We start from the raw sequence: 24,181 nt of genomic DNA on the forward strand, positions 1-24,181 counted from the left end.
CAATGGAACAGGCCATGGAACACTCGCTGACCCTATCGCGCGCGCCCGCTGCGGCGGATGCTCAGGTACGCGCCCCGCGCCAGCGCATCGCCGACGACAAGGCGATGCTGCGCACGGCCGCCGAGCTGACCCGCGACCTGATCGCGCCGCGTCCCGGCATCTATTGGGCCGACCTGATCGCCTCGGCGCTGGTCGGTTACGGCGCGCTCGCGGTGGCGGTGACCGTGCAGGGGACAGGCTGGGTGGTGCTCGCCGCAATCGTGTCGGCGCTCGCGCTCTACCGTGCGCTGAGCTTCATCCACGAGGTCAGTCATATGAAGCACAGCGCGCTGCCCCGCTTCCGCGGCCTGTGGAACGTGCTGGTCGGCGTGCCGATGCTGGTGCCGAGCTTCATGTACGAAGGGGTGCACAACCTCCACCACGCCAAGACGCGCTACGGCACGTCGGAGGACCCCGAATATCTGCCGCTCGCGCTGATGAAGCCGTGGACGCTGCCGGCGTTCGTGGTGATTTCCGCGCTCGCGCCGGTCGGGCTGCTGATCCGCTATGCGATCCTGTCGCCGCTGTCGCTGCTGTCGCCGAAGCTGCGCACGATCGTGATGGAGCGCTATTCGGCGCTGGCGATCAACCCCTCGTTCCGTCGCCGTGCACCGGAAGGCGCGGCGCGCACGATGTGGAACCGGGTCGAGGCTGCCGCCAGCCTGTGGGCGATCGCCGTCGTCGGGCTGACCGCGACCGGTATCTTTCCGCTGCGCAGCGTCCTGATCGCTCTCGGAATCGGCTCGGCGGTCGCCGTCGTCAATCAGGTGCGCACGCTCGTCGCGCATCTCTGGGAGAATGACGGCGAGGCGATGTCGGTCACCGCGCAATATCTCGACTCGGTCAACGTGCCGCCGCCGTCGCTGCTGCCCGCGCTGTGGGCGCCGGTCGGGCTGCGCTATCACGCGCTCCACCATCTGCTGCCGAGCCTGCCTTATCACGCATTGGGCGAGGCGCACCGCCGCCTCACCGCGGCGCTCGATCAGGCCTCGCCTTATCACAAGGCGAGCTATGCCGGCCTGCCCGGGCTGGTGAACAAGATCGTGCGGAGCACGTTGGTCGCCCGCTGACGCCCGGACCGGCGCGGGCCTGTTGGTCGAGGCCCGGCCTAACCCATTCCCATTCCTGCACGAAACAGTCGCCCCTGTCCTACGCACGGGAGGGCGGCTAGGCAGGGTGAACCCGATCTCCCGTTCGCCGTAAGCCTGTCGAAGGACTGGCATCGACGGGCGTCCAGCGCCAGGGTCAGGGTCAGGGGTTTGTGGTGACGCCCCGGTCTTTCTCATCGGTGCGGAAACGGAAACGATAGTCCGGGATCGTTTTCGTCAAGGTGTTCATGTTGTCCATGTTGCCCGCACCGGCGACGGGCGTGCGCCTTATTCCTCGGTCCGGATCAGCACCGCCTCGCCGATCAGCAGGAACAGCAGGAACGGCGCCCAGGCGGCGAGGAAGGGCGGGTAGGCACCCAGATTGCCCATCGCCAGCGCGAAATTGTCCGCGACGAAATAGGCGAAGCCCAGCCCCATGCCGATCACCGCGCGCACGAACAATTGCCCCGATCGGGCGATGCCGAACGCCGCGACCGCGCCGAGCAGCGGCATCAGCACCGCCGACAGCGGCCCCGAGAATTTGTGCCACAACGTGCCCTCGAGCGATTTGGTCGGCCGGCCGGCGTCGCGCAGGTCGCCGATCGCCGCCGCCAGCGCGGTGAAGTCGAGCCCCTCGGGATTGACCTTGCCGAGCGTGAACTGGTCGGGTCGCACCCCCGGCGCGACGTTGACCGTGCCGAGGCCGGAGAGCTGGCCGGTCGCGACGTCGAAGCGGGTGGCGGGGCCGATCGCCCAGCCGTCGCCGGCATGGCGGCCCTGCGGCGCGCGGATGATCGCGACCAGCTCGCCGCCGGTCCGGTCGTAGACGGTGACGGTGCCGAGCCGGGTCTGCTCGCCGCGTCCGCGCACCTGCTGCACCGCGATCAGGTCGTCGCCGTCGCGCACCCAGACGTTGGTCCGCTCGCCGCGATCGATCGGCAACGGGCCGTAATCGACATCCTTCCATTGATCCAGCGTCGCGGTGGCGCGGGTGACGATCCGTTCGTTGAAGACGAAGCTGACGGCGGCGACGCCGAGGCTCGCGACCAGCAGCGGCGCGAGCACCTGGTGCGCGGACAGCCCCGCCGCCTTGAGCGCGATGACCTCGCTGTTCTGGTTCATCGTGATGAGCGTCAGGATCGTGCCGAGCAACACGGAGAAGGGGAGGAGGAAGGCGACGATCTGCGGCGCGCGCAGCCCGACATATTCCCACACCTGCGACTGGGTGTTGCCCGGATGCGCGAGGATCGCGCCCGATTCGCTGAGCAGGTCGAGCGTCTGGAGGATCAGCAACAGCGCGGCGAGCAGGCCGAACGTGCGCACCAGGAACATCCGGCCCATGTAGATCGCGACGGTCCGCGACGGGAAGAAGCTGGTCATGCCGCGGCCCCCTTCTTGCGGCCGCGGCCGGGCAGGTAACGGGTCAGCAGCTTGGCGACCTTCGAGAAGGCCCGCTCCAGCGCGCCGATCGGCTGGCCGCCAGGGACATAGGCGATCTGATAATACATCCAGAGGATGATCCCGGCAAAGATGCAGAACGGCACCCACAGGGCGATCAGCGGGTCGATCCGGCCCAGCTCGCCGATCGACGCGGCATATTCGTTCACCTTGTGATAGGCGACGATCATCACGATCGCCAGGAATACGCCGAAGCCGGAATTGGATCGCTTCGGCGGCACGCCCAGCGCGATCGCGAGCAGGGGCAGCAGGAACATCGTCGCCACCTCGACCAGCCGGAAATGGAATTCGGACCGGCTGCTGTCGCGCTGTTCCTCGCTCGACGAGGCGTGGCCGAGCCGGGCGAGCTCGGGCAGGGTGAATTCGAGGTTGCGGCCACCGCGCGACCGGAAGTTCTCGTAGCGCGGCAGCGGGATCGGCAGATCGTGTGAGGTGAAGGTCAGCACGCGCGGCACCGCGAAATTGGGCGCCTTGTGCACCAGGGTGCCCTTGGTCAGGCGAAAGATGATCGTGTTGGGATCGTCGGTCGCGAGGAACTGGCCCGACTGCGCGGTGACCGAGTAGCTCGTGCCCTTGTCATTGTAATAGACGAAGATGCCGTCCAGCTTGCGGCCCTTGTCGTGGCTCTGCTCGATGCGCAGCGTCATGCGGTCGCCGAAATGGGTGAACTCGCCGACCTTGATCGACGCGCCCAGCGCACCGGTGCGCAATTCGAAGCGCAGCTGCTCGTAATAATAGCGCGCCTTGGGCTGGACGAAGCCGACGATCGCGATGTTGAGCGCGGCGAGGATCAGCGCGTACATGAAGGGGACGCGCAGCATCCGGGTATAGCTGACCCCGACCGCGCGCAGCACGTCGAGTTCGGAATTGGCGGCGAGGCGACGGAACGCCAGCAGGATGCCGAGCAGCAGCCCGATCGGGATGCCGAGGCCGAGATATTCGGGCAGCAGGTTGGCGAGCATCCGCCACACGACGCTGATCGGGCCGCCTTCGGTCGCGACAAAGTCGAACAGTCGCCGGATACGATCGAGCACCAGCAGCATGGCGGCGATCGTCAGCGTCGAAAACAACGGCAGCGCGATCAGCCGGGCCATGTAGCGGTCGAGGGATGTCATGCGGGAAGGGGCTCGGGCCGGGATAAGAAGAAGCCGGTATAGGCGCAGGGCGGGCGGGCGTCAGCTAGAAAAGCCGGGTCATTCCGCGGCGATCTGGTGCGGTGGCGCAGGGCGGTCGTCGGCCATCGCCCGGCCGATCGCCCGTTCCAGCCCGACGAGCGTGAACGGCTTGCGCAGCAGCTGGTGCGCGCCGAACTCGCTTGCATTCGCCTCGCCGGCGAAACCGGTGACGAACAGCACCGCGATATGCGGATATTGCGGGCCGAGGCTCGCGATCATCTCCGGACCGGTCTGCCCGGGCATCAGCACGTCGGAAATGATGAGGTCGACGTCGTCGTGCGCGGCAAGCAGGCCGGCGGCCTTCGCCGGTGCATCGCAGCCGATGCCGTGATGGCCCAGTTCCTCCAGTGCGCCCAGCGTCGCGGTCAGCACCCGCGGATCGTCTTCGACGACGAGCACGCGCAGGCCCGCGGCGGCCGGCTCCGCCGGCGTGATATCGACCACGGCGGTGCGGCCGATGCCGTCGGCCGCGGTGTCGCGCGGCAGGTAGAGTGCCACCGTCGTGCCCCGGCCGGGGGCGGTGTCGATCGTGATCGCGCCGAGCAACTGGCGGACGAGCGCGAATATCTGGCTGAGCCCCAATCCGGTGCCCTTGCCGGCCTCCTTGGTGGTGAAGAAGGGTTCGTAGACGCGCTCGACCACGTCGGGGGTCATGCCGGCGCCGTCGTCGGTCACCGCCAGCGTTACATATTCGCCCGCAGCGCACTGGTCGACCTGATGCTCGGTCAACGTCGCGGTGCCAGTCGCGATCACCAGCCGGCCGCGTCCGTTCATCGCGTCGCGCGCATTGACCGCGAGGTTGAGCACCGCATTCTCGAGCTGGACGCGATCCGCGCGCACCTGCCACCCGCGCGCATCGTCGCGGGTGACGACCGTGATCGCATCGCCTAGCGTCCGGTCGAGCAGCTCGGACATGCCCGATACCAGCTGCGCCGCCGCGATCGCTTCTGGCTTGAGCGATTCCTCGCGGCTGAAGGCGAGCAGCCGGCGGGTGAGCGCTGCGGCGCGGTTGGCACCGTCGGTGGCATTGTCCAGATGCCGCGTCACCGCGGCGGGATCGCCCGCGACCGAGCGTTTGGCGAGCTCGAGTCCGCCGAGGACTACCGCCAGCATATTGTTGAAATCGTGCGCGATGCCGCCGGTCAGCTGGCCGACCGCCTCCATCTTCTGCACCTGCCGCAGCTTGGCTTCCTGCACGCGCAGTTCGTCGGTCGCCTGCGTCACCGCGGCGGACAGCTCCTCGGCGCGCTCGCGTTCGGCATCGGCCTCGGCGCGGGCGAGCGCGCGCTCGCCGACCGCCTGGAGCGTGAACCAGCCGAGCACCAGCGCGCCCAGCACGATCAGCACGCCGAAGATCGCGAGCACGCCGGCGATCCGACTCGACCGGTCGACGGTCCGCATCGCATCCGCGGTGCGCGCATCGAGCAAGGCGCGTTCGCCAGAGATGATCTCGTCCAGCGTCCGGTCGATCGCGGTGAGCGTCGGCGACGAGCGCGACGCATAATAGCGCGCCAGCGCCTGGCTGTTCTTGCCATAGGTGGTGCTGAGCGCGGTCAGCGACAGCTCCTCGCCGCGCCGCATATAGGCGTTGCGCAACTGCGCGACGCGCGCGCTCTGCTCGCCGGTTGCCCGCGTCAGCCGTTCGAGCCGGCCGAGCTGCGTGCCCGCCAGCCGCCATTGGTCGAAATAGATCTGGCCGAGCGCCTGCTGCCCCTTGCCGCTGATGACGTAGCGGCCCAGCGACGCCTCCGATCGCGCGATCGTGCCCGACACGGTGCGCGCGAGGATCATCACGTCGTAGCTGTGCGCCTGCGCCTGCAGCGCGCGGTCACGCTGCCGGTTCGCTTCGCCGAGGGTCAGGATGAGCGCGACCAGCACCACCGCGCCGAGCAGACCCATCACGACCAGCGTAATCATCCGCCAGGCCGCGTCGCCTCCCAGGGCCCCCCCCGGGACCGTTTCGGCGTCATCCCGCATCATGGCAGCGATGCTAACGCGTTTCGCTACGCCTGGAAAGCGCCTGCGGGAAGCGTCAGCCGATCGCGCCCACGGCCTGTCCCGCGGCGCGGAAATGGGCGAGCACGGTGTCGAGCTGCGCGCTGCTATGCTCCGCGCACAGCGAACAGCGGAGCAGGAAGGTGCCAGCCGGCGTCGCGGGCGGGCGCGCCATGTTGACGTAGACGCCCGCCTCCAGCAGCCCCTGCCACATCGCGACCGCCTGTTGCTGGTCGTCGAGGATCACCGCGACGATCGCGCTGTCGGGCGCCTCGGTGCCGAGCCCGAACCCCATCGCCTTGAGGCCGCCGTGCAGCTGGCGTGCGTTTGCCCACAGTTGCTCGCGCTTGGCATGCGCGGTCTTCAGCTTGCGGATCGACGCGGCGGCGGTGGCGACCACCGACGGCGGCAGGCTGGCGGTGAAGATGTACGGGCGGCAGGCGAGGCGGATCGCCTCGAACTTCGGATGGTTCGACACGCAGAAGCCGCCGACGGTGCCCACCGATTTGGAGAAGGTGCCGACGACGAAATCGACGTCCGCCTCCAGTCCCTGCGCCTCGTACACGCCGCGCCCGTTGGGGCCGTAGAAGCCCATCGAATGCGCCTCGTCGCTCAGCACCATCGCGCCGTGCTTCTTAGCAACCGCGACCATTTCCCTGAGCGGCGCGATATCGCCGAGCATCGAATAGACGCCCTCCAGCACCACCAGCTTGGCCGGCTCCTTGGGCAGGCGGCCAAGCCGCTTGTCGAGGTCCTCGACGCTGTTGTGGCGGAAGCGGACGATCTCCGCATTGCCCTGCTGGCAGCCGTCGTAAATCGAGGCATGGCTGTCGGCATCGAGGATGACGTACTCGCCCTTGCCGGCGAGCGTCGAGATCATGCCCAGATTGGCCATATAGCCGGTCGAGAAGACGATCGCACCGGTCGTGCCGTAGAATTCGCGCAGCGCCGCCTCGGCGTCCATATGGTCGCGGAAGGTACCGTTGAGCATCCGGCTGCCGTTGGTGCCGGACCCGAACTGGTCGAGCGCGGCATGACCGGCGGCGATCACGTCGGGATCGAAGGTCATGCCCATGTAATTGTAGGTGCCGAGCAGGATCGTGTCGCGACCGGCGATCACCGCCTCGGTCGGGGACTTCACCTGATCCATCACGATCGCAAACGGGTCAGTGACGCCGGTGTCGATCAGCGCCTGACGTTCGGCGATCAGCGCGTCGAACTTGCTCATCAGGTCGCGTTCGGGCGCGATCGCCGGGGGATCGACGGGAAGCGCCTCGGCCTGCAGTCCGGTCTCGGTCATGTCAGCCCTTCAGTTTCTCGACGGCGTCGGTCAGTTGGCCGATATTCTCGATCTCGGCCTGCATGTTCATCGTGATGATGATCTCGAATTCGTCCTCGATCGCCGCGACGAAGTCCATCACGGTCAGGCTGTCCCATTCGAGGTCGCCCTGGAAGGTGGTGGTTTCGGTCAGCGCGACGCCCTTCTTGTTGAAGGGTTCGATCTGCGCCTTGATGGTGTCGAGGATCTGGGTGCGGTCGGTCATGATGCTTATCCGTCTGACGGCCAAATACGGCAGGGGTGCGGCGCTATAGCAGCCCGTTGGCGCGATACCATCGCGCGGTTGCGGCCAGCCCCTCCGCCAGCGGGATCGCCGGAGTCCACACGGCCGCGGGCGGTCGGCGGGCGGGATCCGCGGCCCAGTCGGGGTGGACCAGATAGGACACCCGGTCTTGCGTCAGCCGCGCGCCGTTGCCGCGCAGTCGCCGGTCGATGCGCGCACCCGCCGCGAGCAGCGCGCGTGGCAGGTGGATCGTCAGCACGCGCCGCCCGACCGCCGCACCGATCGCCCGATGGAAGGCGCGATGGCTCCACGCCCGCCCGTCGTCGACCTCGTAGATCGCTTGGGCGGCGGCGCCGTCCGCGAGGATTAGCAGCAGTCGCGCCAGATCGTCGACGTGGACCAACCCGACCTTGCTCGGCGGCGGCATCAGTGCCAGCCCGTAGCGCGCGACGCGAAAGATATCGCGCATGTCCATGTCGCCGGGCCCATAGACCCCGCTCGGGCGGACGATCGTCCAGTCGAGCCCGCTGTCCTTGACCCGCGTCTCCGCCTCCGCCTTCGACCAGCCGTAGTTGGACAGCTGTGGTTCGCGCGCGGAAAGCGACGAGACATGGACGAAGCGGCGGACCCCGCCGTGCGTCGCGGCGGCGAGCATCGCGCGGGTGCCCTCAATATTACCCGCGGCAAAGCCGGCGCGGTCGCGGGCGTTCACCACCCCGGCGACATGGACGATCGCATCGGCGCCGGAGACGAGCCGCGCAAGGCTGTCGGGACGATCGAGCGCACCCTCGACCCAGGTGATGCCGTCGCGCGGCGGCTGCGCGCGGCGGGTGAGCGCGCGGACGTGGTGACCTGCGGCGAGCGCCCTCGCGACGAGCGCGCTGCCGACGAAGCCCGTCGCGCCGGTGATGGCGAGAATGGTCATGCCCGTACGGTCACCCTGGCATCACCGTCGCTCGCGTGCCGGCGGGGAACCGGAACCGCGAACGTCAGTGCCGGGGTCGTATGGCCAACCCGTCTGGATCCCCGCCTGCGCGGGGATGACGGCCTCTTGATTGCCGTCGCCATCGTAACATCAGCGCCACGCACGGCGCGTAGCCAGCCATCAGCGCCCGCTCGCCCGGCCGCCAACCGGACAGACACACCGCCGCGTCGCCGCACCTCCCGATCTGTAGTTCCATGGCGAAGGCCGAGGCCCAGTTGGCAAACGGTCGTTGATAAAGCCGCGACGGCACCCCAGCCGGACCCTAGCCTTCGCCGGGGAACCGAAACGCCCGACGTCATCACACCAGCGCCAGATGATTGCGATGCACCAGCGCCGCGCGCGGTGCATAGCCGAGGATCGCCGCCTGCTCGTCCGACCGGGTGCCGATCAGGCGCACCGCCTCACCGGCATCATATTCGGACAGGCCACGCGCGAGCAGGCCGTGCGGTCCCTCGATCGTTACAAGATCGCCGCGAGCGAACCCGCCCTCGATCCGCGTCGCGCCCGCCGCGAGCAGACTGCTGCCCGCCGCCAGCGCCCGCGCCGCGCCGGCATCGACGTGGATCGCGCCCTTCGCGGTCAGCCCGCCTGCCAGCCACGCCTTGCGCGCCGGTGCTGCGCGTTCCGCCACGAACATCGTATGGCGTTGCTCGCCGGACAGCGGGTGGTCGAGCCGCCCGCTCGCGATTGCTAGATTCGCGCCGGCGCCGGTCGCGATCCGCGCCGCGGCAATCTTCGACACCATCCCGCCCGACCCCATGCCGGATGCGGATCCGGCATCCGCCATCCCCGCCACCGCGTCGATCCGCTCGACGGTCGCGATATGCCGCGCCGCCGGATGGGTGTGCGGATTGGCGTCGTACAGGCCGTCCACGTCGGACAGCAGCACCACGCCTTGCGCGCCCGCCGCCTGCGCGACGCGTGCGGCGAGCCGGTCGTTGTCGCCGAAGCGGATTTCCTCGGTCGCGACGCTGTCGTTCTCGTTGATGACCGGCACCACGCCCAGCCCGAGCAGCCGGTTGAGCGTCGCCGCCGCATTGAGGTAGCGCCGGCGATCCTCAAGGTCGTCGAGCGTTACCAGCATCTGCGCGGCGGTGATGCCGTGCGTGCCGAGCAGCTCCGCCCAGGTCTGGCTGAGCGCGATCTGACCGGTCGCGGCGGCGGCCTGCGCATCCTCCAGGCTGGCGCGTCCGCCCCTGGCGAGGCCGAGCCGCCGTGCGCCCAGCGCGATCGCGCCCGAAGAGACGATCGCGACCTGCTGCCCCGCCGCAACCCGCGCGGCGATATCCGCCACCAGCGTCGCCAGCCACGCCCGCCGCACCGCGCCATCGGGCGCGACGAGCAGCGCCGACCCGACCTTAACGATCAGGCGCGGGCAAGTGGCGAGCGGGAACAGCATCGTCACACGGGGGACCAGGTCAATTCGTCCTCGCCCTCGTCGTTGTCGGGGACGGTTTCCGGACCCGGCCCGATCGCCTCCAGCAGCCGGTCGAGCACCCAGTCGACGCCAGTGCCGGCCGCGCCGGACAGCGGGATCACGTCCGCGCCGCTTTCGTCTGCCAGTTCGGCCGACAGCGCCTCGATCAGCTCGTCGTCGAGCATGTCGATCTTGTTGAGCGCGACGATGTGCGGCTTGTCGATCAGGCCGCCGCCATAGGCGGCCAGCTCCTCGCGGACGATACGATAGCTTTCGGCGACGTCGTCATCATTGGCGTCGACCAGGTGCAGCAGCACGCGGCAGCGCTCGATATGGCCGAGGAAGCGGTCGCCGATGCCGGCGCCGTCCGCCGCGCCCTCGATCAGGCCGGGGATATCGGCGACGACGAACTCGCGCTGCTTGTGGCGGACGACGCCGAGCTGAGGGCGGGTGGTGGTGAACGCATATGCGCCCACCTTCGCCTGCGCGTTGGTGACGGCGTTGATGAAGGTCGATTTGCCGGCATTGGGCAGGCCGACGAGGCCGGCGTCGGCGAGCAGCTTCAGCCGCAGCCAGACCCACGCCTCCTCATAGGGCCAGCCGGTGCCGTGCTGGCGCGGCGTCCGGTTGGTCGAGGTCTTGTAGCTGGCATTGCCGCGACCGCCGTCGCCGCCGCGCAGGAACATCTCGCGCTGGCCGACCTTGGTGAAGTCGAGCAGCACCTCTTCCTTGTCCTCGGACAGCACCTGCGTGCCGACCGGTACCTTGATGAGCAGGTCGTCGCCGCCGCCGCCGGTGCGGTTGCTGCCCGAGCCGCCCGAACCGCGCGGCGCGCGGAAATGTTGCGTATAGCGGAAGTCGATCAGGGTGTTGAGGCCCGCGACCGCCTCGAAGATGATGTCGCCGCCCTTGCCGCCGTTGCCGCCGTCGGGGCCGCCATATTCGATGAACTTTTCGCGGCGGAAGCTGACGGCGCCGGGGCCGCCCGCGCCGGAGCGGACGAAAATCTTGGCCTGATCGAGAAAATGCATGGCGCCTCTTTAGCGCGATGGGCGGGAACGGCCACCCCCGGCGGCGGTGGAGCCCGCCAGCGGCGGTACGACAAGCCCGCTGGACCACGGGGCTGGCAACGTTATGAGGATATTAGTGAAGTACGCGCCCGAATCCATCGTGCCCGCGGGGCCACAGCCGGGGTCGCAGCCGCCTCTGGCGTGGGGACGGCTGTTCGAGAGCGACGTGTTGCCCGAATCGCAGCGCTACAGCTGCTGGCGCGATTCCGACGTGGGCGGGTATCGGCGGCGGTTCGATACGGATCCGCACGAACCGTTCGCGGCCACGATCGACGCGCTCGATCTGGGTGCGCTGGTGATCGGCCATGCGCGCTTCACCGCTCAGGACTGGATTCGCGATCGGGCCAATATCGTCGCGGACGATTGCGACGATCTGGTCGTCAACATCCGCCATCGCGGCGGCGCCGTGGGCGAGATGGAGGGGCGGACCGTCGTCGCCCCGGCCGGATCGATCGTACTCGCCGACATGGCGCAGGTCGGCCGCCATACGTCGGACGCGTCGGTCACCTCGGGCTTCGTTCTGCCGCGCGCGCTGGCGGAACGGATGCTGCCGTCGGTGCGCAGCCTGCACGGCCATGTCATCGCGCCGCAGCACGCTGCGCTGCTGGCGTCGCACCTGACGATGATCCGCCATCACGCGGGGCAGCTGCCGGCGAGCAGCGGGCCGCTGCTGGCGCAGACCATCCTCGACCTGTTCACCGTCGCCGTGACCGCCAGCCTCGGCGGCGTGCCGGCCGATGCCGGGCAGCATGACCGCGGCCTGCGCCACCAATTGTGCGCTTCGATCGAACGGCATCTGGGTTCGCCCTCGCTCAACACCGCCCGACTGAGTCGGATGCTCGGCGTGTCACGCTCGACGCTCTACCGCCTGTTGCAGGCGGAGGGTGGCGTGCAGGCCTATATCCGTGCGCGCCGGCTGGCCCGCGTCGCCGAGACGTTGCGCGGGGACGGCGATCGCGAGACGATCGCGGCACTCGCCGAACGGTGGGGATTCTGCGACGCGGCCTATCTCGGGCGGGCGTTTCGCGAGGTCTATGGCGTGACGCCGGGCGACTATCGGGCGCTGCACGGCGGCGGGCGATCGTAGCAGGCCGAGAGCGGGCGCAACGAGAAAACCGCCGGCCGACCCCGCGACCCCCATCGCGAACATCGACCGACGGCTTCTTCGGGCGGGCGCCGGGAGCACCCGCCGGTCCGAACATCCTCTCCCGATTGCGTCAGGCTGCGCTGACGTCGCGTTCGGCTCGAGCCGGGGGCATCCACTGGCGTGCCGTTCGGTCTGGAGCCGGTCATCGGCGCGCGATTCCGCGACCCGTCCGACCGGACGCGGCACGCGCACGCTTCTGACCGACAGGCCGTGAAACGACCCCTCTGCTCGAGCCATGTCCATAGCGCAGCGGCCATGGCAAAAGGAGGGGCGGGGCCATTGCCCCGGTGCCAGCGGCTATTGCCGACAGTTCAGCCGCATCCCGCGCCGTCCGCATCGCTGGTCAGCATCGCCACGGCGAGGTCGCGCGCCTTGCTGCGCGGCAGGTCGAGCGCCCGGGCCATCGGCGCACCGAGCAAGGTATCGCCGAGCGCGAGCAGGACGAGGTGCAGCGTTTCGTCCTGGATCGGCCGTTCCGCCGGCTGCATCCCGACCGCGAGTTCGTCGACCAGATCGTGCACCGCCGACAGGATGGGATCGAGCGCGTCGCGATTGCCGGACAGGATCATCCAGCTCGCCAGCGCGCCCGCGCCGCCGCTGTCGAACGCATCGAAGACGAGGTCGACGATCCGCCGTGGATCGGGATCGCCGTCGCGATTGCTCAGCACCGCATCGCGGATGGTCGAGGTGATATAGGTCGCCATGCGGGCGATCAGCGCGCGCTGCAGCCCCTCCGCTGAGCCGAAATGGTGGAGCAGGTTGGCGTGCGTCCGGCCGATTCGCGCGCCCACCGCCTTCAGCGTCACCGCCTGCGGGCCGCTTTCGATCAGCAATTGCTGCGCGGCCGTCAGCGCGGCATCGCGGCTCTCGCCCGGGGACAGGCGGCGACGGGGAGGTGCGGTGGGGGTTGCAGCGGACAGGGCAGGGGCCTATTTACAATGATGTCAGTAAGCAGTGTAGCCTTGTGTTCGGAGGATTCTATGGCGAAAGCAACCACCCCGCACGATCTGGTCATCACGCCGCGCGACCGCCGCTTCGGTCGCGGCGTCCGCATGAGCCGCTGGTGGCTGAACGACGACCCGATCGCGACTGCCTTTTACAACGCGTTGTCGGTGACCTTCCCCAAGGGCGAGGGTTATTTCGTCGACAGCGTCCGTAAATTTCGCGAGGGCACGCCGCTGCGACTGACCGCGGAGATCAACGCCTTCATCAAGCAGGAGGTGATGCACACCCGCGAACATGTCGCGTTCAACCGGCACGTCACCGATCAGGGCTATGACGTCGGCCTGCTCGACCGCGACGTCGACGCGGCGCTGGCGCTGACCCGCGACCGGCCGCCGATCGCCAGCCTCGCGGCGACCACCGCGCTCGAACATTTCACCGCGATGCTCGCCCACGAACTGATCGTCGATCCCCGCCATCTGCGCGGTGGCGAGGAGCAGGCCAAGGCGCTGTGGCTGTGGCATGCCGCCGAGGAGATCGAGCACAAGGGCGTCGCCTATGACACCTGGCTGCACGCAACGCAGGACTGGTCGCGATTTACCCGCTGGCGGATCAAGTCGCTCGTGATGCTGGTGACGACGTGGCGGTTCTTCGGCGGGCGGACGCGCGGGATGCTCGAACTGCTGCGGCAAGACGGGCTGACCGGGCCGAAGGTGTGGGCGCGGCTGTTCTGGTATGCGTTCGGCAATCCCGGCATGGCGCGCAAGGTCGCGGGGGTCTGGGCGGCCTATTTCCTGCCCGGCTTCCATCCGTGGAAGCATGACGACCGCGCGCTGATCGGTCTCGCGGAAAGCGATTACGAGGCGGCGGTGTTGCCCCGCGCCGCCTGATCGCGCCGTCGGGCTTCAATCGCCGGCGGCAAAGGCGCTAGGGTCGCGGCATGACCCGATATGCGAAACGCTTCTGGATCCTTGGTGCAGCGACGTCCGGCCTCGCCGGCTATGTCGATGCGATCGGATTCCTGAAGCTCGGCGGGCTGTTCGTGTCATTCATGAGTGGCAATTCGACGCGGCTTGCGGTCGGACTGGCGACGGAGGCAGCGGTGGCGGGCATCGCCGCGGGACTGATCGCGGCATTCGTCGGCGGGGTGGTGGTCGGAACGATCGTGTCCGCGATGGCGGGCCCGTGGCGCAAGCCTGCCGCAATGATCGGGGTCGCGATCCTGCTCGCCGGGGCGGCGGCGACCGATGCACGCGTGCCGGCCGGCGTCACCACCGCCTTGCTCGCCGCGGGGATGGGGATGGCGAACACCCTGTTCCAGCATGACGGCGAGGTGAGCGTCGGCGTCACCTATATGACCGGCGCACTGGTCAAGTTCGCGCAGCGGCTGGCGATGGCGGTGCTCGGCGGACCGCGCTGGGCGTGGCTGCCCTATTTGTTGCTCTGGTGCGGCCTCGTCGTGGGTGCCCTGGTCGGCGCTTTGGTCTATCCACGCTTCGGCACCGCGGCGATCGCCGCCGCCGCCGGCGGTGCGGCGCTGCTGACGCTCTATGCCGTATGGCTCGGCCCCGCCGACCGTCTTGCGGTACGGCAGGGCGCGGCCGCCTAGGCGGCGATCGGCATCGGTTCGCATCGGTCGACCAGGTCGAGGTCGTAGCTGACCGCCGGTGCCGCCTCGCGGCGTGCCGCCGATTCGCGCATCACCGTCTTGCCCGAAGCGCGGAAGCCGAGCTTGCGCAGGACTGCTCCGGATGCCGGATTGTCGGCGAAATGCCAGGCGGTCAGGCGGCGCAGCGGCAGCGCATGCCGTGCCATGTCGACGACCGCACGGCCCGCCTCGGTCGCATAGCCGCGTCCCCATGCGGATGGCGTGAGCCAATAGCCGAGCAGCATGTCGCCGCCGCCCTGATCGTCGATGGCGATGCCGCCGATCAATGCCGGTGCCGCACCATCGTGCGATTCGATCAGGAATCGAGGTTCGTGCGCCCCACGCGGCAGGGTGCAGAACGCCTCCGCGTCGGCGACGGCATAGGGGAAGGGCACGCGCATCAGCATGCGGGTGACCGTTTCGTGGCCGATCGCCCGCGCCAGCGCCGGCGCATCCTCTGGCCATGCGGGCCGCAGCGTCAATCTGTTGGTTCTGGCGAACATTCTTGCTCTCTCCTTGGCCACGCCGCTGCCACGCGCCTGTGACGCGGCAGGGACAAAGGGTTGGGGAGCAAGAAAAAAGGGAGCCGGGGCGGACCCGTCTCCCTTGTTGGCTGGTCCCTCGCTGCCGAGGAACCCGGGTCACCCTGGTGGGCAACCCGTCTGGTTACCCGATTATTCGGCGGCTTCCGCCATAATCTGCACCGAGCAGAATTTACGGCCGAGCTTGCCCTCGTGGAACGCCACGCGGCCGTCGACGAGCGCGAACAAGGTGTGATCCTTGCCGATGCCGACGTTGGCGCCCGGATAGAATTTGGTGCCGCGCTGACGCACGAGGATGTTGCCCGCGATCGCTTCCTGACCGCCGAACTTCTTCACGCCAAGACGACGGCCGGCCGAATCACGACCGTTGCGCGACGAACCGCCTGCTTTCTTATGTGCCATGCTGCTCTAACTCCTGTTCGCTGCGCTGGGCTCAGCCGACCGAAACGATCTTGAGGATCGTGTGGTTCTGGCGATGACCGTTCTTGCGGCGGTAATTGTGACGGCGACGCTTCTTGAAGACGATGACCTTCTCGCCCTTCGCCTGTGCGACGATCTCGGCGGCGACGGTCAGGCCCTCGACGCTCTTCAGCTCGGAGCCTTCGCCCGCGAGCAGGACGTCACCCAGCGTGATCGATGCGCCGGCTTCGCCGTCCAGCTTCTCGACGACGATTTTGTCTCCGGCGGCGACGCGATACTGCTTGCCGCCCGTGCGCACGACTGCGAACATGGCTCTAGTCACTTCCCAAAAAACTTGCGCCCGCTCGGGTAGACCCCGGCGGGATGAGGGGTGGCAGCTAAGGAAAAGCCGCCAGCCTGTCAACCTCCCGCCGCGGTGATTCTGCGGCGGGGGCGGATTTCGAACGACCTAGTGGCGATGCTCGCGACGCAAGGCGTACCGTCCGTCGGCGAATTCGTTGAACAGCCCGGGAATCGCGGGATGATCGATCGGCTCGTCGCTTTCATCCGGCACCAGGTTCTGCTGGCTGACATAGGCGACGTAGCTCGATTCCATATTCTCGGCGAGCAGGTGGTAGAAGGGCTGGTCCTTGTCCGGCCGCACCGCCTCGGGAATCGCCTCATACCATTCGTCGGTATTGGCGAAGACCGGATCGACGTCGAAGATCACCCCGCGGAAATCGAACAGGCGGTGGCGGACGACCTCGCCGATCGAAAATCGCGCATGCGCGATCGCAGGCGCGTCGATCCCGATATGGGGTGACGTGACGCCGGAGGACGTGCCGATAGGATCGTGGCGGGGCATGCTGGCAATTTAGTGGTCTTTCTGCGCTGCACAAGCGCAAGGGTGCTTGCCTCCTGAAAACGAACCCGTTAGAGGCGCGCCCTCGACCGACCGACCGGAGCCTTCGCGGCCCCTGGAAACGTCTTCTGCGGAGAGGTGGCAGAGTGGTCGATTGTACCGCACTCGAAATGCGGCGTGCCTTTGCGGGCACCGAGGGTTCGAATCCCTCCCTCTCCGCCACTTTCTTTACCGATCGGTAGATCCGGCGCGATGCGCCTCAGCGCGTCGCTGTGGTCTGCCCCGCGAGATAGCGCGCGACCGGATCGATCATGTCCTTGGGGATACGGCGCGCGATGACGGGCATCGTCGCCGCGCTCTTGCGCGCGTCGACGATCGTGTCATCGCCCTGCCAGTGGCGCAGGCGCTGCGCGATATAGTCGGCGCGCTGGCCCGCGATGACGGGGTAGGGCTTGCCCGGCGCGTGGCAGCTCGCGCAGGCGGGCAGCTGGATGCGGGCGATACCCTGCGTCACGATCCTGGCGGCGTCGGCGTTGCCGGCGGGTGCCGCGCCGAGGCCGGGCATCGCGGCGAAGCGGCGCGCGGTGTCGGCCATGGCGGCGGGTGCCATGCGCATTGCGACCTGTTGCATCACGGCGCTGGAGCGGGTGCCGTCGGCATAGCCCTTGAGCGCGGCGAGCAGATAGGCGGGGTCCTGGCCGCCGAGCACGGGAATGTCGGGCGCGCCGCGGCCCTTGCCGTCGGTACCGTGGCAGCCGGTGCAGGCGGCGAGGTCGGCGCCCAGGTTCGCCTCGTTCACCAGCGCCCTGTATTGCGCGGGCGTCATGCCCGGCAGGCTGCGAACGAAGGCGACCATGCGGCGCACCTCGTCGGGGCGGTCCTGCACCGCCCAAGCGGGCATGCCGGTGTATTTGACGCCGTGCTGAAGGATCCAGAACAGCTGTTTGTCGCTCCATTCACGTGCGTTGACGGCAAGGTCGGGCGCGGGCGGCGTGGCGGACTGCATCACCGGCGCGGGCTTCACCCCGGGCGCGCCGTGGCAGACGGCGCAGGCATTGGCGAAATGGCCCGCGGCGCTGACCAGCCCGGTCGCGTCGGCGGGATCGTCGGGGCTGGTGAAGGCGGCATGGGTGCGCACCGAATTGCGCATCGTCCAGTGCAGGAACCAGTCGGTGATCGGCCAATGTCCGCTGGACGCGGCGATATTGAACAGCCCGGACCAGGCGAACAGCAGGCCCGCTGCGCCGAGCCCGACCAGCGTGACGATGGCGCGCGCCCAGGTGATGCGGATCGTCATGCGGCGGGTGCCTCCGGGCGGGTCTGAAGCAGGCGGCCGAGCATCGCGAGCCCGCCGACGAGATAGGCGATGCCGCCGACCAGCAGCATGACGACGCCTGCAACGTGCTGGTCAGTGAGCGCGTCGGGGCCGTGGTGCATGTACAGGGGCCGGGGGGCGAGGCCGATCAGCGCGCCGAGCAGGGTCATGTGCATCGAGGTAACGAGCAGGGCGCCGACGCCGGCGGCGCGGTGGCGCGGGGAAAGGACGGCGGACCAGAGCAGCAGTCCTGCGGCGAGGAAGCTGGCCTGTTCAACGACCAGTGCCAGCGGATGATGCGCAGCGAGGCTGCGCAGTGTCGGTACATGCCAGCCCCAGACGATGATCGCCTCGATCAGCGCGGCGGGCAGGGGGGTGGCGAGTCGCGGCCAGCGCATGGCCGGATCGCACCGGCCGCCCTGCAGGCCGATCGCAATCAACGGAGCGGCGATCGCGACCGCGATCATATGCGCCGCCATATGGCCCGACATGCCGTAGCGGCTGAGCGTCCAGCCGATCGGCAGCAGCGCGAGGCCGGCGACGAGCATCGGCGGTTTCATCGGCAATCGCTCAGCACGATGACTGGCGCGGCGGTGAACAGCACCGCGATGAAGCTCAGCCCGGACAGCAGCAACGTCGAATAGGCGAGGAAGCGCAGGCGATCGATTTCGGTGCCCTCGTCGTGCGGGGCCGGTGCGCCGGGGGTGCGCGCCTGCTGCCACGCGATCAGCCCTGCCGCGACGATCACGAGCAGCGCCGCCACCGTCCCGATCGCGAAGGCGGTGGGGAAGCGCGCCCAACTGCCCAGCTTCGCGCAGGACACGGCCGCCCACAGATAGGAAAACAGGAAATGCACCGCCCAGGTCGTCGGCGGGACGATCAACGTCCACAGCGTGACGCGCAGGTCGCGCGCGCGCCGCAACCAGCGCCTCACAGCCCCGCCTCCGGGAACAGGCCGATCGTCAGATAGGCGACCAGCGCCGTCAGCGCGAAGAAATGCTGGTAGACGGTGATGTTGCGCAGGTCGGCGTCATGCGCGGGGTCCATGCGGCCGGCCAGGCTGCGCGCGAGCGTGTAGAGCTGCATGATCGCGCCGACCGCGGCATGGACCACGGTCCAGATCACCAGCACCCAGACGATCGCCGGATAGACGTTCGCCTTCGGATCGAGCCCGTCGAGGCAGCGCAAGCCCACGGCGAGGCTGGCGAACGCGGCGACCGCACCGGCGACCAGCAACGCGCGTGCCGGTTGCACTGCGCCGCGCGTGTGGACTTCACGGGCGGCGAGCGTCGCGGCCCAGCTGGTGAGCGACAGCAGGAGCGCGACGATCGGCCAATAGCTGCCCGGTCCGTCGAAGCCGGCGCCGAAATCGGGGTGGATCGTCCAGTAGAAGTAATAACCGAAGACGAGGCCGGAGAAGGCGGTGGCGTCCGCCATCATCGTGATGAACATCGCCCACCAGCCCGGCGCGGCGGGGCCGGAGATATAAAGCGGCATATGCATGCCATGGCCGATCGGCTTTTCGGGCTTTTCCGGGATCTCGGCCGTGTCCCACAGCCACCAGAGCACGCAGGCAAGCGTCACAACACCGCTGAGCGCCGACAGCAGGTAGAGGTGGTAGGTGGTGAGGATAAAAACCGCACCAAGCGCGACCGCGGTCATCATCGGCTTGACGCTGGGGGTGCCGAGCCGAATCACCGACACCGGCTTCGCATCGAGGACGGAGGTGATGATCGTCTCGCGACGCCCTTCCTCGGCATCGGGCAGGAAGAAGCGGCCCTCGTCGACCTTGGCGACGAAACCGGGCTGGTCCCAGATCGGGTAGCGGCTTTCGATCAGCGGCACCGACCGGATGCCCCAGTCCTCGTCGTCCGGATGCGCCAGCCATTCGAGCGTGCCGGCGTTCCACGGATTGCGGACTGCCTTCTTCCGCGTCGGCGACAGCGCGAGGTCGATCACCAGCACCAGCACGCCGGTGGCGAACAGATAGGATCCCGCAGTCGAGGCGAGGTTGAGCCAGCCGATGTTGAGGTCGGCGGGATAGGTGAAGACGCGGCGCGGCATCCCCTCCAGCCCCGACAGGTGCATGGGGAAGAAGGTCAGGTTCACGCCGACGAACATGATCCAGAAGGCGATGCGGCCGAGCCGGTCGCTCAGCTTCTTGCCCGTGATGAGCGGCCAGTAATAATACAGGCCGCCGAACAGGGGCAGCAAGGTGCCGCCGATTAGCACGTAATGGAGATGCGCAACGATGAAGTAGGTATCGTGCGCTTGCCAGTCAAAAGGCGCGATCGCGACCATCACGCCGGTCAGGCCGCCGATGACGAAGATCGCGAGGCTGCCCGAGGCATAGAGCAGCGGCGTCGACCATTTGACCTTGCCCGCCCAGAGCGTCGCGATGAAGGCGAAGATCTGTACGCCGGTCGGGATCGCGACGGCTTCGGACGCGGCCGAGAAGAAGGCGAGGCTGATCTTGGGCAGCCCGGTCGCGAACATGTGATGGACCCACAGGCCGAACGACAGGAAGGCGGTGCCGACCGCGGCGAGCACGATCCACGGATAGCCGAGCAGATGCCGCTGCGCGAAGGTCGGGATCAGCATCGCGAACAGCGCGATCGAGGGGAGGAAGACGATATAGACTTCCGGGTGGCCGAAGATCCAGAAGAGGTGCTGCCACAGCAGCGGATCGCCGCCCTTCGCCGCGTCGAAGAACGGCCAGCCGAGCAGCCGCTCCATCTCGAACAGCAGGTCGCCCGCGATCAACGGCGGGAAGGCGAACAGGATCATCACCGCGACGACGAGGATGTACCAGGCGTAGAGCGGCATCAGGTTGAGGCGCATGCCCGGCGGACGGCACTTCAATACGCCGACGATCAGCTCGACCGCGGCGGCGACCGATGACACCTCGATAAAGCTGAGGCCCAGCATCCAGATGTCGGCGCCAAGGCCCGACAGGTCGGTGCGCGTCGTCAGCGGCGGGTACATGAACCAGCCGCCATCGGGGGCGGCGTTGAAGAAGATCGATCCCCCGACGAAGATGCCGCCGAGCAGGAAGCTCCAGTAACCGAACGCCGACAGACGCGGGAAGGGCAGGTCGCGTGCGCCCAGCAACTGCGGCAGCAGGATGATCGACACCGCCTCGAACATCGGCACCGCGAACAGGAACATCATCATCGAGCCGTGCAGCGTGAACAGCTGGTTGAAGGTGTTCGCGGAAACGAGGTCGTTGTCCGGCACCGCCAGCTGCGTGCGCATGATGAGCGCGAGCACGCCGGCGAACAGCATGAAGCCGAACGCGGTCAGCGTGTACCAGACGCCGATCCGGTTGTTGTTGACGTCGGTCCAGCGGAAGAACCAGCCCGAGGGTGGCTTCCACACCTCGCGCAGGCGCGCTTCCTGCTCGCGGCGAAGCTGCGGATCGTCTTGCGCGTGGAGGCTCATTTCAGGCCCTGGAGATAGCGGGCGATGGCGGTGGCCTCACCTTGCGACAGTTGCGGGAAGGCGGGCATGCGCACGCCGGGTTTGGTCGCCTGCGGATGGCGGATGAAGGCCGCGACATTGGCGGTGGTCATCGGCAGGATGCCCGCGGCGAGCGTCGGCCGCGCGCCGAAATGGGTGAGGTCGGGGCCGATCCGCCCGGTCGCGGAGGTGCCGCGGATGGCGTGGCAGGCGTTGCAGCCGTTGGCGGCGAACAGCGCCGCGCCCTCGCCGGACGCGGTGGCGAGCCGGCGCTGGTCGGCGAGCCAGGCGTCGAAGGCGGCGGGCGGCATCGCGACGACGTCGAGCGCCATCAGCGCATGGCTCAGCCCGCAGAATTCGGCACATTGGCCGCGATAGCGCCCGGCCTTGTCGGCGCGCACCACGAGCGTGTTGGTGCGCCCGGGGATCATGTCCATCTTGCCGCCGAGGCCGGGTATCCAGAAGCTGTGAACGACGTCCGCTGCGCTCAGGCGGAAGGCGACGGTGCGCCCGACCGGGACGCGTACCTCGTTGGCGGTTTCCACCGGAGCGGCACCGGCCGGGCGATAGACGACGCGCCACCAGAATTGCTCGCCCTCGACCGCGATGGTGAGGTCGGCGGGGCCGACCGGCCGCGGCTTCATATAGGGGAGCGAATAGACGAGCAGACCGAGCAGTACGACCGTCGGCACGATCCCGCCCAGCCACAACACCAGCCGCATGCCGCCGGCGTGCGTCAGCTCCCCCTCGGGCGCGCGCACCGCATGCCGCATCAGCAGGGCGACGGCGATCGCGATCACCAGCGCACCGCCGAGCATGATGAGGAACAAATAACGGATATCGGCCGCGTCCGCGCCGAAAGGCGCGAGCGTCGATTGATGCGTGTTGCAGCCGGCAAGCAGCATGGCTGCGCCGCCGAGCGACGATGTTCTGAGCCCCCTCATCCGCATCGTAACGCGTCGGGTCCGGAACGGTTCGTTTTTTCCGGGCGTTTTGTTGTGACGAAGTGTTTCCGTCTATTGACCCGCGGCGGCAAGTTCCTCGCCGTTGCGGGTCGCGAAGTGCAGCGGCATGTCGTTCGCCCCGCCCGACGCGACCAGCGCAAGGTCGCTGGCGCCCTGCATCAGCCCGTCCTCGATCTCCGGTTCATGCGCCTCCGCGGCAGCGACCGTCGCGGCAAGCAGGCTGCGCGCCTCCGCCTCGCCATAGGTCATGGCGAAGGCGGTGTGGGCGATGGTGAAGCATTCGTGATCGCTCGCCGGTGCCGCGCTCTGGTGCTGGAGCGAGGCGCAGGCCGCGCCGAGAACATAGCCGCGCGACCATGCCGAGCCGGTCGGCCCGTCGTGCGGCAGTTCGCCGGCGGGCAGGTGCAGCCGCTCGAACTGCGGCAGCAGCAGCGCGCCGAGCGGCGACCGCAGCGTCGCGGCCAGCGTCTTGCGCTTCGGCCGCTTCGGCGCGATCAGATGGTCGAGGACCCCCATCGGTCAGATTCCCTATCAATGTGCTGGCGACTGCTGTGCACGAACGAGGTTAACCGACGCCTAAGCGGTGCCGCCGTCGCGACCATGGCATTCCGGTGCGGATCGCAATTCCTTCGCATCACCGCATCCTTCTTGTATAGCCGGTCGTATTTACCCCCCGGGATGAGGTGACGTTTTCCGTGTTCAAGGGCCTGAAGCCGATCGTGTACAATGGCCGTGAGGTCTGGCCGCTGGTCGAAGGAGGCAAGGGCGTCGCCGCGACCAACCACGCCTCCGCCGGTGCCTGGGCTGCCGCCGGAGGGATCGGTACGGTATCCGCCGTCAACGCCGACAGCTACGACCCCGACGGCAAGATCATCCCCCAGGTCTACAAGGCGCTGACCCGCCGCGAACGCCACGAGGAACTGGTCGAATATGCCATCGAAGGCGCCGTGCAGCAGGTGCAGCGCGCGCACGAGATTTCCGGCGGCAAGGGCGCGATCAACATCAACGTGTTGTGGGAGATGGGCGGAGCGCAGCGCATCCTGCACGGCGTGCTCGAACGCACCCGCGGCATGGTGTCGGGCGTCACCTGCGGTGCGGGCATGCCATACAAGCTGTCCGAGATCACCGCGTCCTACGGCGTGTCCTACCTGCCGATCGTATCCTCGGGCCGCGCCTTTCGCGCGCTGTGGAAGCGCGCCTATTCGAAGGCCGCGGACTGGCTGGCGGCGGTGGTCTATGAGGACCCGTGGCTCGCCGGCGGGCATAACGGTTTGTCCAACGCCGAAGACCCGCTGAAGCCGCAGGATCCGTTCCCGCGCGTCGCCGAGCTGCGCGCGGTGATGCGCGAGGGCGGCATCCCCGACACGACGCCGATCGTGATGGCGGGCGGCGTCTGGTATCTGCGCGACTGGAACGACTGGATCGACAATCCCGAACTCGGCACGATCGCCTTCCAATATGGCACGCGGCCGCTGCTGACGCAGGAGAGCCCGATCCCGCAGGACTGGAAGGACCGGCTGACGCAGATCGAGGAAGGCGAGGTGCTGCTGCACCGCTTTTCGCCGACCGGTTTCTATTCGTCGGCGGTGCGCAACCCGTTCCTGCGCAACCTCGAAGCGCGTTCGGAACGCCAGATCGCCTTTTCGACTCAGGAGGCGGGGGACCACGTCTTCCAGCTCGACGTCGGCGTGAAGGGCAAGAACTTCTGGGTCACGCGCAACGACCTGCTGCGCGCGCGGCAATGGTTCGGCGAGGGCTATACCGACGCGCTGAAGACGCCGGACAATACGCTGGTGTTCGTGTCGCCGACCGAAAAGGGCATCATCCGCAAGGATCAGGCGGATTGCATGGGCTGCCTGTCGCAATGCTCCTTCTCGAGCTGGGCGGATACCGAAACCAATTCGACCGGGCGGCTCGCCGACCCGCGCAGCTTCTGCATCCAGAAGACGCTGCAGGACATCGCGCATGGCGGCGACGTCGACCAGAATCTGATGTTCGCCGGCCATGCCGCGTACAACTTCAAGCGCGACCCCTTCTATTCCAACGGCTTCGTGCCGAGCGTGAAGCAATTGGTCGATCGCATCCTGACCGGCGACTGAGTGTGGCGGCGGTC

The 24,181-nt window shown here is 68.2% G+C and carries 24 protein-coding genes and 1 tRNA gene; 6 read left to right on the plus strand and 19 right to left on the minus strand.

Annotation, left to right across the window (positions count from 1 at the left end; genetic code table 11):
• Nucleotides 1-14 precede the first annotated feature (14 nt).
• Entirely contained in the window at nt 15-1,109 is a 1,095-nt protein-coding gene (locus AC1RTO_RS03085; protein ID WP_493160317.1) for a fatty acid desaturase family protein, read from the plus strand.
• A 306-nt stretch (nt 1,110-1,415) separates the two neighbouring features.
• Here AC1RTO_RS03085 and lptG read toward each other — a convergent pair whose 3' ends face one another.
• The 8 genes from lptG to obgE all read right to left on the minus strand — a co-directional run bounded on the left by lptG (nt 1,416) and on the right by obgE (nt 10,750).
• Nucleotides 1,416-2,507 (minus strand): LPS export ABC transporter permease LptG, encoded by a 1,092-nt coding sequence (gene lptG / locus AC1RTO_RS03090; protein ID WP_493159460.1) that lies wholly within the window; start codon nt 2,505-2,507, stop codon nt 1,416-1,418.
• The gene (gene lptF / locus AC1RTO_RS03095; RefSeq protein WP_493159461.1) at nt 2,504-3,700 is read right to left on the minus strand and encodes an LPS export ABC transporter permease LptF; all 1,197 of its coding nucleotides are present in this window, start codon (nt 3,698-3,700) and stop codon (nt 2,504-2,506) included. Before lptF ends, lptG begins: the two co-directional genes overlap by 4 nt.
• A gap of 78 nt (nt 3,701-3,778) precedes the next feature.
• Nucleotides 3,779-5,737 carry an ATP-binding protein gene (locus AC1RTO_RS03100; RefSeq protein ID WP_493160318.1) on the minus strand — a complete coding sequence of 653 codons (1,959 nt, stop codon included), beginning with the start codon at nt 5,735-5,737 and terminating at the stop codon, nt 3,779-3,781.
• Nucleotides 5,738-5,792: 55 nt separating this feature from the next.
• Entirely contained in the window at nt 5,793-7,055 is a 1,263-nt protein-coding gene (spt, locus tag AC1RTO_RS03105) for a serine palmitoyltransferase (protein WP_493159462.1), read from the minus strand.
• Nucleotide 7,056: 1 nt separating this feature from the next.
• A complete protein-coding gene (locus AC1RTO_RS03110; protein ID WP_293877897.1) occupies nt 7,057-7,299 on the minus strand; it encodes an acyl carrier protein in 243 nt (80 codons plus the stop codon).
• Between the two features lie 43 nt (nt 7,300-7,342).
• Complete coding sequence (locus AC1RTO_RS03115; RefSeq protein ID WP_493159463.1) at nt 7,343-8,242, minus strand: NAD-dependent epimerase/dehydratase family protein; 900 nt, start codon at nt 8,240-8,242, stop codon at nt 7,343-7,345.
• Between the two features lie 358 nt (nt 8,243-8,600).
• Nucleotides 8,601-9,701, minus strand: coding sequence for a glutamate 5-kinase (proB, locus tag AC1RTO_RS03120; RefSeq protein ID WP_493160319.1), 1,101 nt, complete (start codon nt 9,699-9,701; stop codon nt 8,601-8,603).
• A 2-nt stretch (nt 9,702-9,703) separates the two neighbouring features.
• Nucleotides 9,704-10,750, minus strand: a complete 1,047-nt coding sequence (gene obgE / locus AC1RTO_RS03125) for a GTPase ObgE (RefSeq protein WP_493159464.1) — start codon at nt 10,748-10,750, stop codon at nt 9,704-9,706.
• Nucleotides 10,751-10,865: 115 nt separating this feature from the next.
• Here obgE and AC1RTO_RS03130 point away from each other — a divergent pair, with 115 nt between their 5' ends.
• Nucleotides 10,866-11,876: a helix-turn-helix domain-containing protein gene (locus tag AC1RTO_RS03130; protein ID WP_493159465.1), complete on the plus strand. Its 1,011-nt coding sequence runs from the start codon at nt 10,866-10,868 to the stop codon at nt 11,874-11,876.
• Between the two features lie 371 nt (nt 11,877-12,247).
• On the opposite strand, the gene AC1RTO_RS03135 is transcribed toward AC1RTO_RS03130, so the two are convergent.
• Nucleotides 12,248-12,856 carry a TetR/AcrR family transcriptional regulator gene (locus tag AC1RTO_RS03135; RefSeq protein WP_493160320.1) on the minus strand — a complete coding sequence of 203 codons (609 nt, stop codon included), beginning with the start codon at nt 12,854-12,856 and terminating at the stop codon, nt 12,248-12,250.
• 60 nt (nt 12,857-12,916) lie between these two features.
• Here AC1RTO_RS03135 and AC1RTO_RS03140 point away from each other — a divergent pair, with 60 nt between their 5' ends.
• Nucleotides 12,917-13,768, plus strand: a complete 852-nt coding sequence (locus AC1RTO_RS03140) for a metal-dependent hydrolase (protein ID WP_493159466.1) — start codon at nt 12,917-12,919, stop codon at nt 13,766-13,768.
• Nucleotides 13,769-13,818: 50 nt separating this feature from the next.
• Nucleotides 13,819-14,487: a YoaK family protein gene (locus AC1RTO_RS03145; RefSeq protein WP_493159467.1), complete on the plus strand. Its 669-nt coding sequence runs from the start codon at nt 13,819-13,821 to the stop codon at nt 14,485-14,487.
• Here the strand turns inward: AC1RTO_RS03145 and AC1RTO_RS03150 are convergent.
• From AC1RTO_RS03150 to hspQ, 4 genes are all read right to left on the minus strand, one after another.
• Nucleotides 14,484-15,029: a GNAT family N-acetyltransferase gene (locus AC1RTO_RS03150; protein ID WP_493159468.1), complete on the minus strand. Its 546-nt coding sequence runs from the start codon at nt 15,027-15,029 to the stop codon at nt 14,484-14,486. The two genes, AC1RTO_RS03145 and AC1RTO_RS03150, sit on opposite strands and share 4 nt — an antisense overlap.
• 171 nt (nt 15,030-15,200) lie before the next feature.
• Entirely contained in the window at nt 15,201-15,470 is a 270-nt protein-coding gene (gene rpmA, locus AC1RTO_RS03155) for a 50S ribosomal protein L27 (RefSeq protein ID WP_037534549.1), read from the minus strand.
• A 31-nt stretch (nt 15,471-15,501) separates the two neighbouring features.
• Entirely contained in the window at nt 15,502-15,798 is a 297-nt protein-coding gene (rplU, locus tag AC1RTO_RS03160; RefSeq protein WP_017979337.1) for a 50S ribosomal protein L21, read from the minus strand.
• Between the two features lie 138 nt (nt 15,799-15,936).
• On the minus strand, nt 15,937-16,332 hold the full coding sequence (gene hspQ / locus AC1RTO_RS03165) for a heat shock protein HspQ (protein WP_493159469.1): 396 nt from the start codon (nt 16,330-16,332) through the stop codon (nt 15,937-15,939).
• Between the two features lie 129 nt (nt 16,333-16,461).
• Between hspQ and AC1RTO_RS03170 the strand changes: the two genes are divergently transcribed.
• Nucleotides 16,462-16,551, plus strand: a tRNA-Ser gene (locus tag AC1RTO_RS03170).
• A 37-nt stretch (nt 16,552-16,588) separates the two neighbouring features.
• Here the strand turns inward: AC1RTO_RS03170 and AC1RTO_RS03175 are convergent.
• From AC1RTO_RS03175 to AC1RTO_RS03200, 6 genes are all read right to left on the minus strand, one after another.
• Nucleotides 16,589-17,626, minus strand: a complete 1,038-nt coding sequence (locus AC1RTO_RS03175; RefSeq protein ID WP_493159470.1) for a c-type cytochrome — start codon at nt 17,624-17,626, stop codon at nt 16,589-16,591.
• The gene (locus tag AC1RTO_RS03180; protein ID WP_493159471.1) at nt 17,623-18,204 is read right to left on the minus strand and encodes a cytochrome c oxidase assembly protein; all 582 of its coding nucleotides are present in this window, start codon (nt 18,202-18,204) and stop codon (nt 17,623-17,625) included. The genes AC1RTO_RS03175 and AC1RTO_RS03180 overlap by 4 nt, the downstream gene beginning before the upstream one ends.
• Nucleotides 18,201-18,578, minus strand: a complete 378-nt coding sequence (locus AC1RTO_RS03185; protein ID WP_493159472.1) for a hypothetical protein — start codon at nt 18,576-18,578, stop codon at nt 18,201-18,203. Before AC1RTO_RS03185 ends, AC1RTO_RS03180 begins: the two co-directional genes overlap by 4 nt.
• Nucleotides 18,575-21,085 carry a cytochrome c oxidase subunit I gene (ctaD, locus tag AC1RTO_RS03190; RefSeq protein ID WP_493159473.1) on the minus strand — a complete coding sequence of 837 codons (2,511 nt, stop codon included), beginning with the start codon at nt 21,083-21,085 and terminating at the stop codon, nt 18,575-18,577. Before ctaD ends, AC1RTO_RS03185 begins: the two co-directional genes overlap by 4 nt.
• On the minus strand, nt 21,082-22,047 hold the full coding sequence (coxB, locus tag AC1RTO_RS03195; RefSeq protein ID WP_493159474.1) for a cytochrome c oxidase subunit II: 966 nt from the start codon (nt 22,045-22,047) through the stop codon (nt 21,082-21,084). Before coxB ends, ctaD begins: the two co-directional genes overlap by 4 nt.
• 72 nt (nt 22,048-22,119) lie before the next feature.
• Entirely contained in the window at nt 22,120-22,584 is a 465-nt protein-coding gene (locus tag AC1RTO_RS03200) for a hypothetical protein (RefSeq protein WP_493159475.1), read from the minus strand.
• A 179-nt stretch (nt 22,585-22,763) separates the two neighbouring features.
• On the opposite strand from AC1RTO_RS03200, the gene AC1RTO_RS03205 reads away from it, so the two are divergent.
• Nucleotides 22,764-24,167: an NAD(P)H-dependent flavin oxidoreductase gene (locus AC1RTO_RS03205; protein ID WP_293878492.1), complete on the plus strand. Its 1,404-nt coding sequence runs from the start codon at nt 22,764-22,766 to the stop codon at nt 24,165-24,167.
• Nucleotides 24,168-24,181 lie beyond the last annotated feature (14 nt).

Source organism: Sphingomonas sp. GW821-FHT10F09 (genome assembly GCF_058809195.1).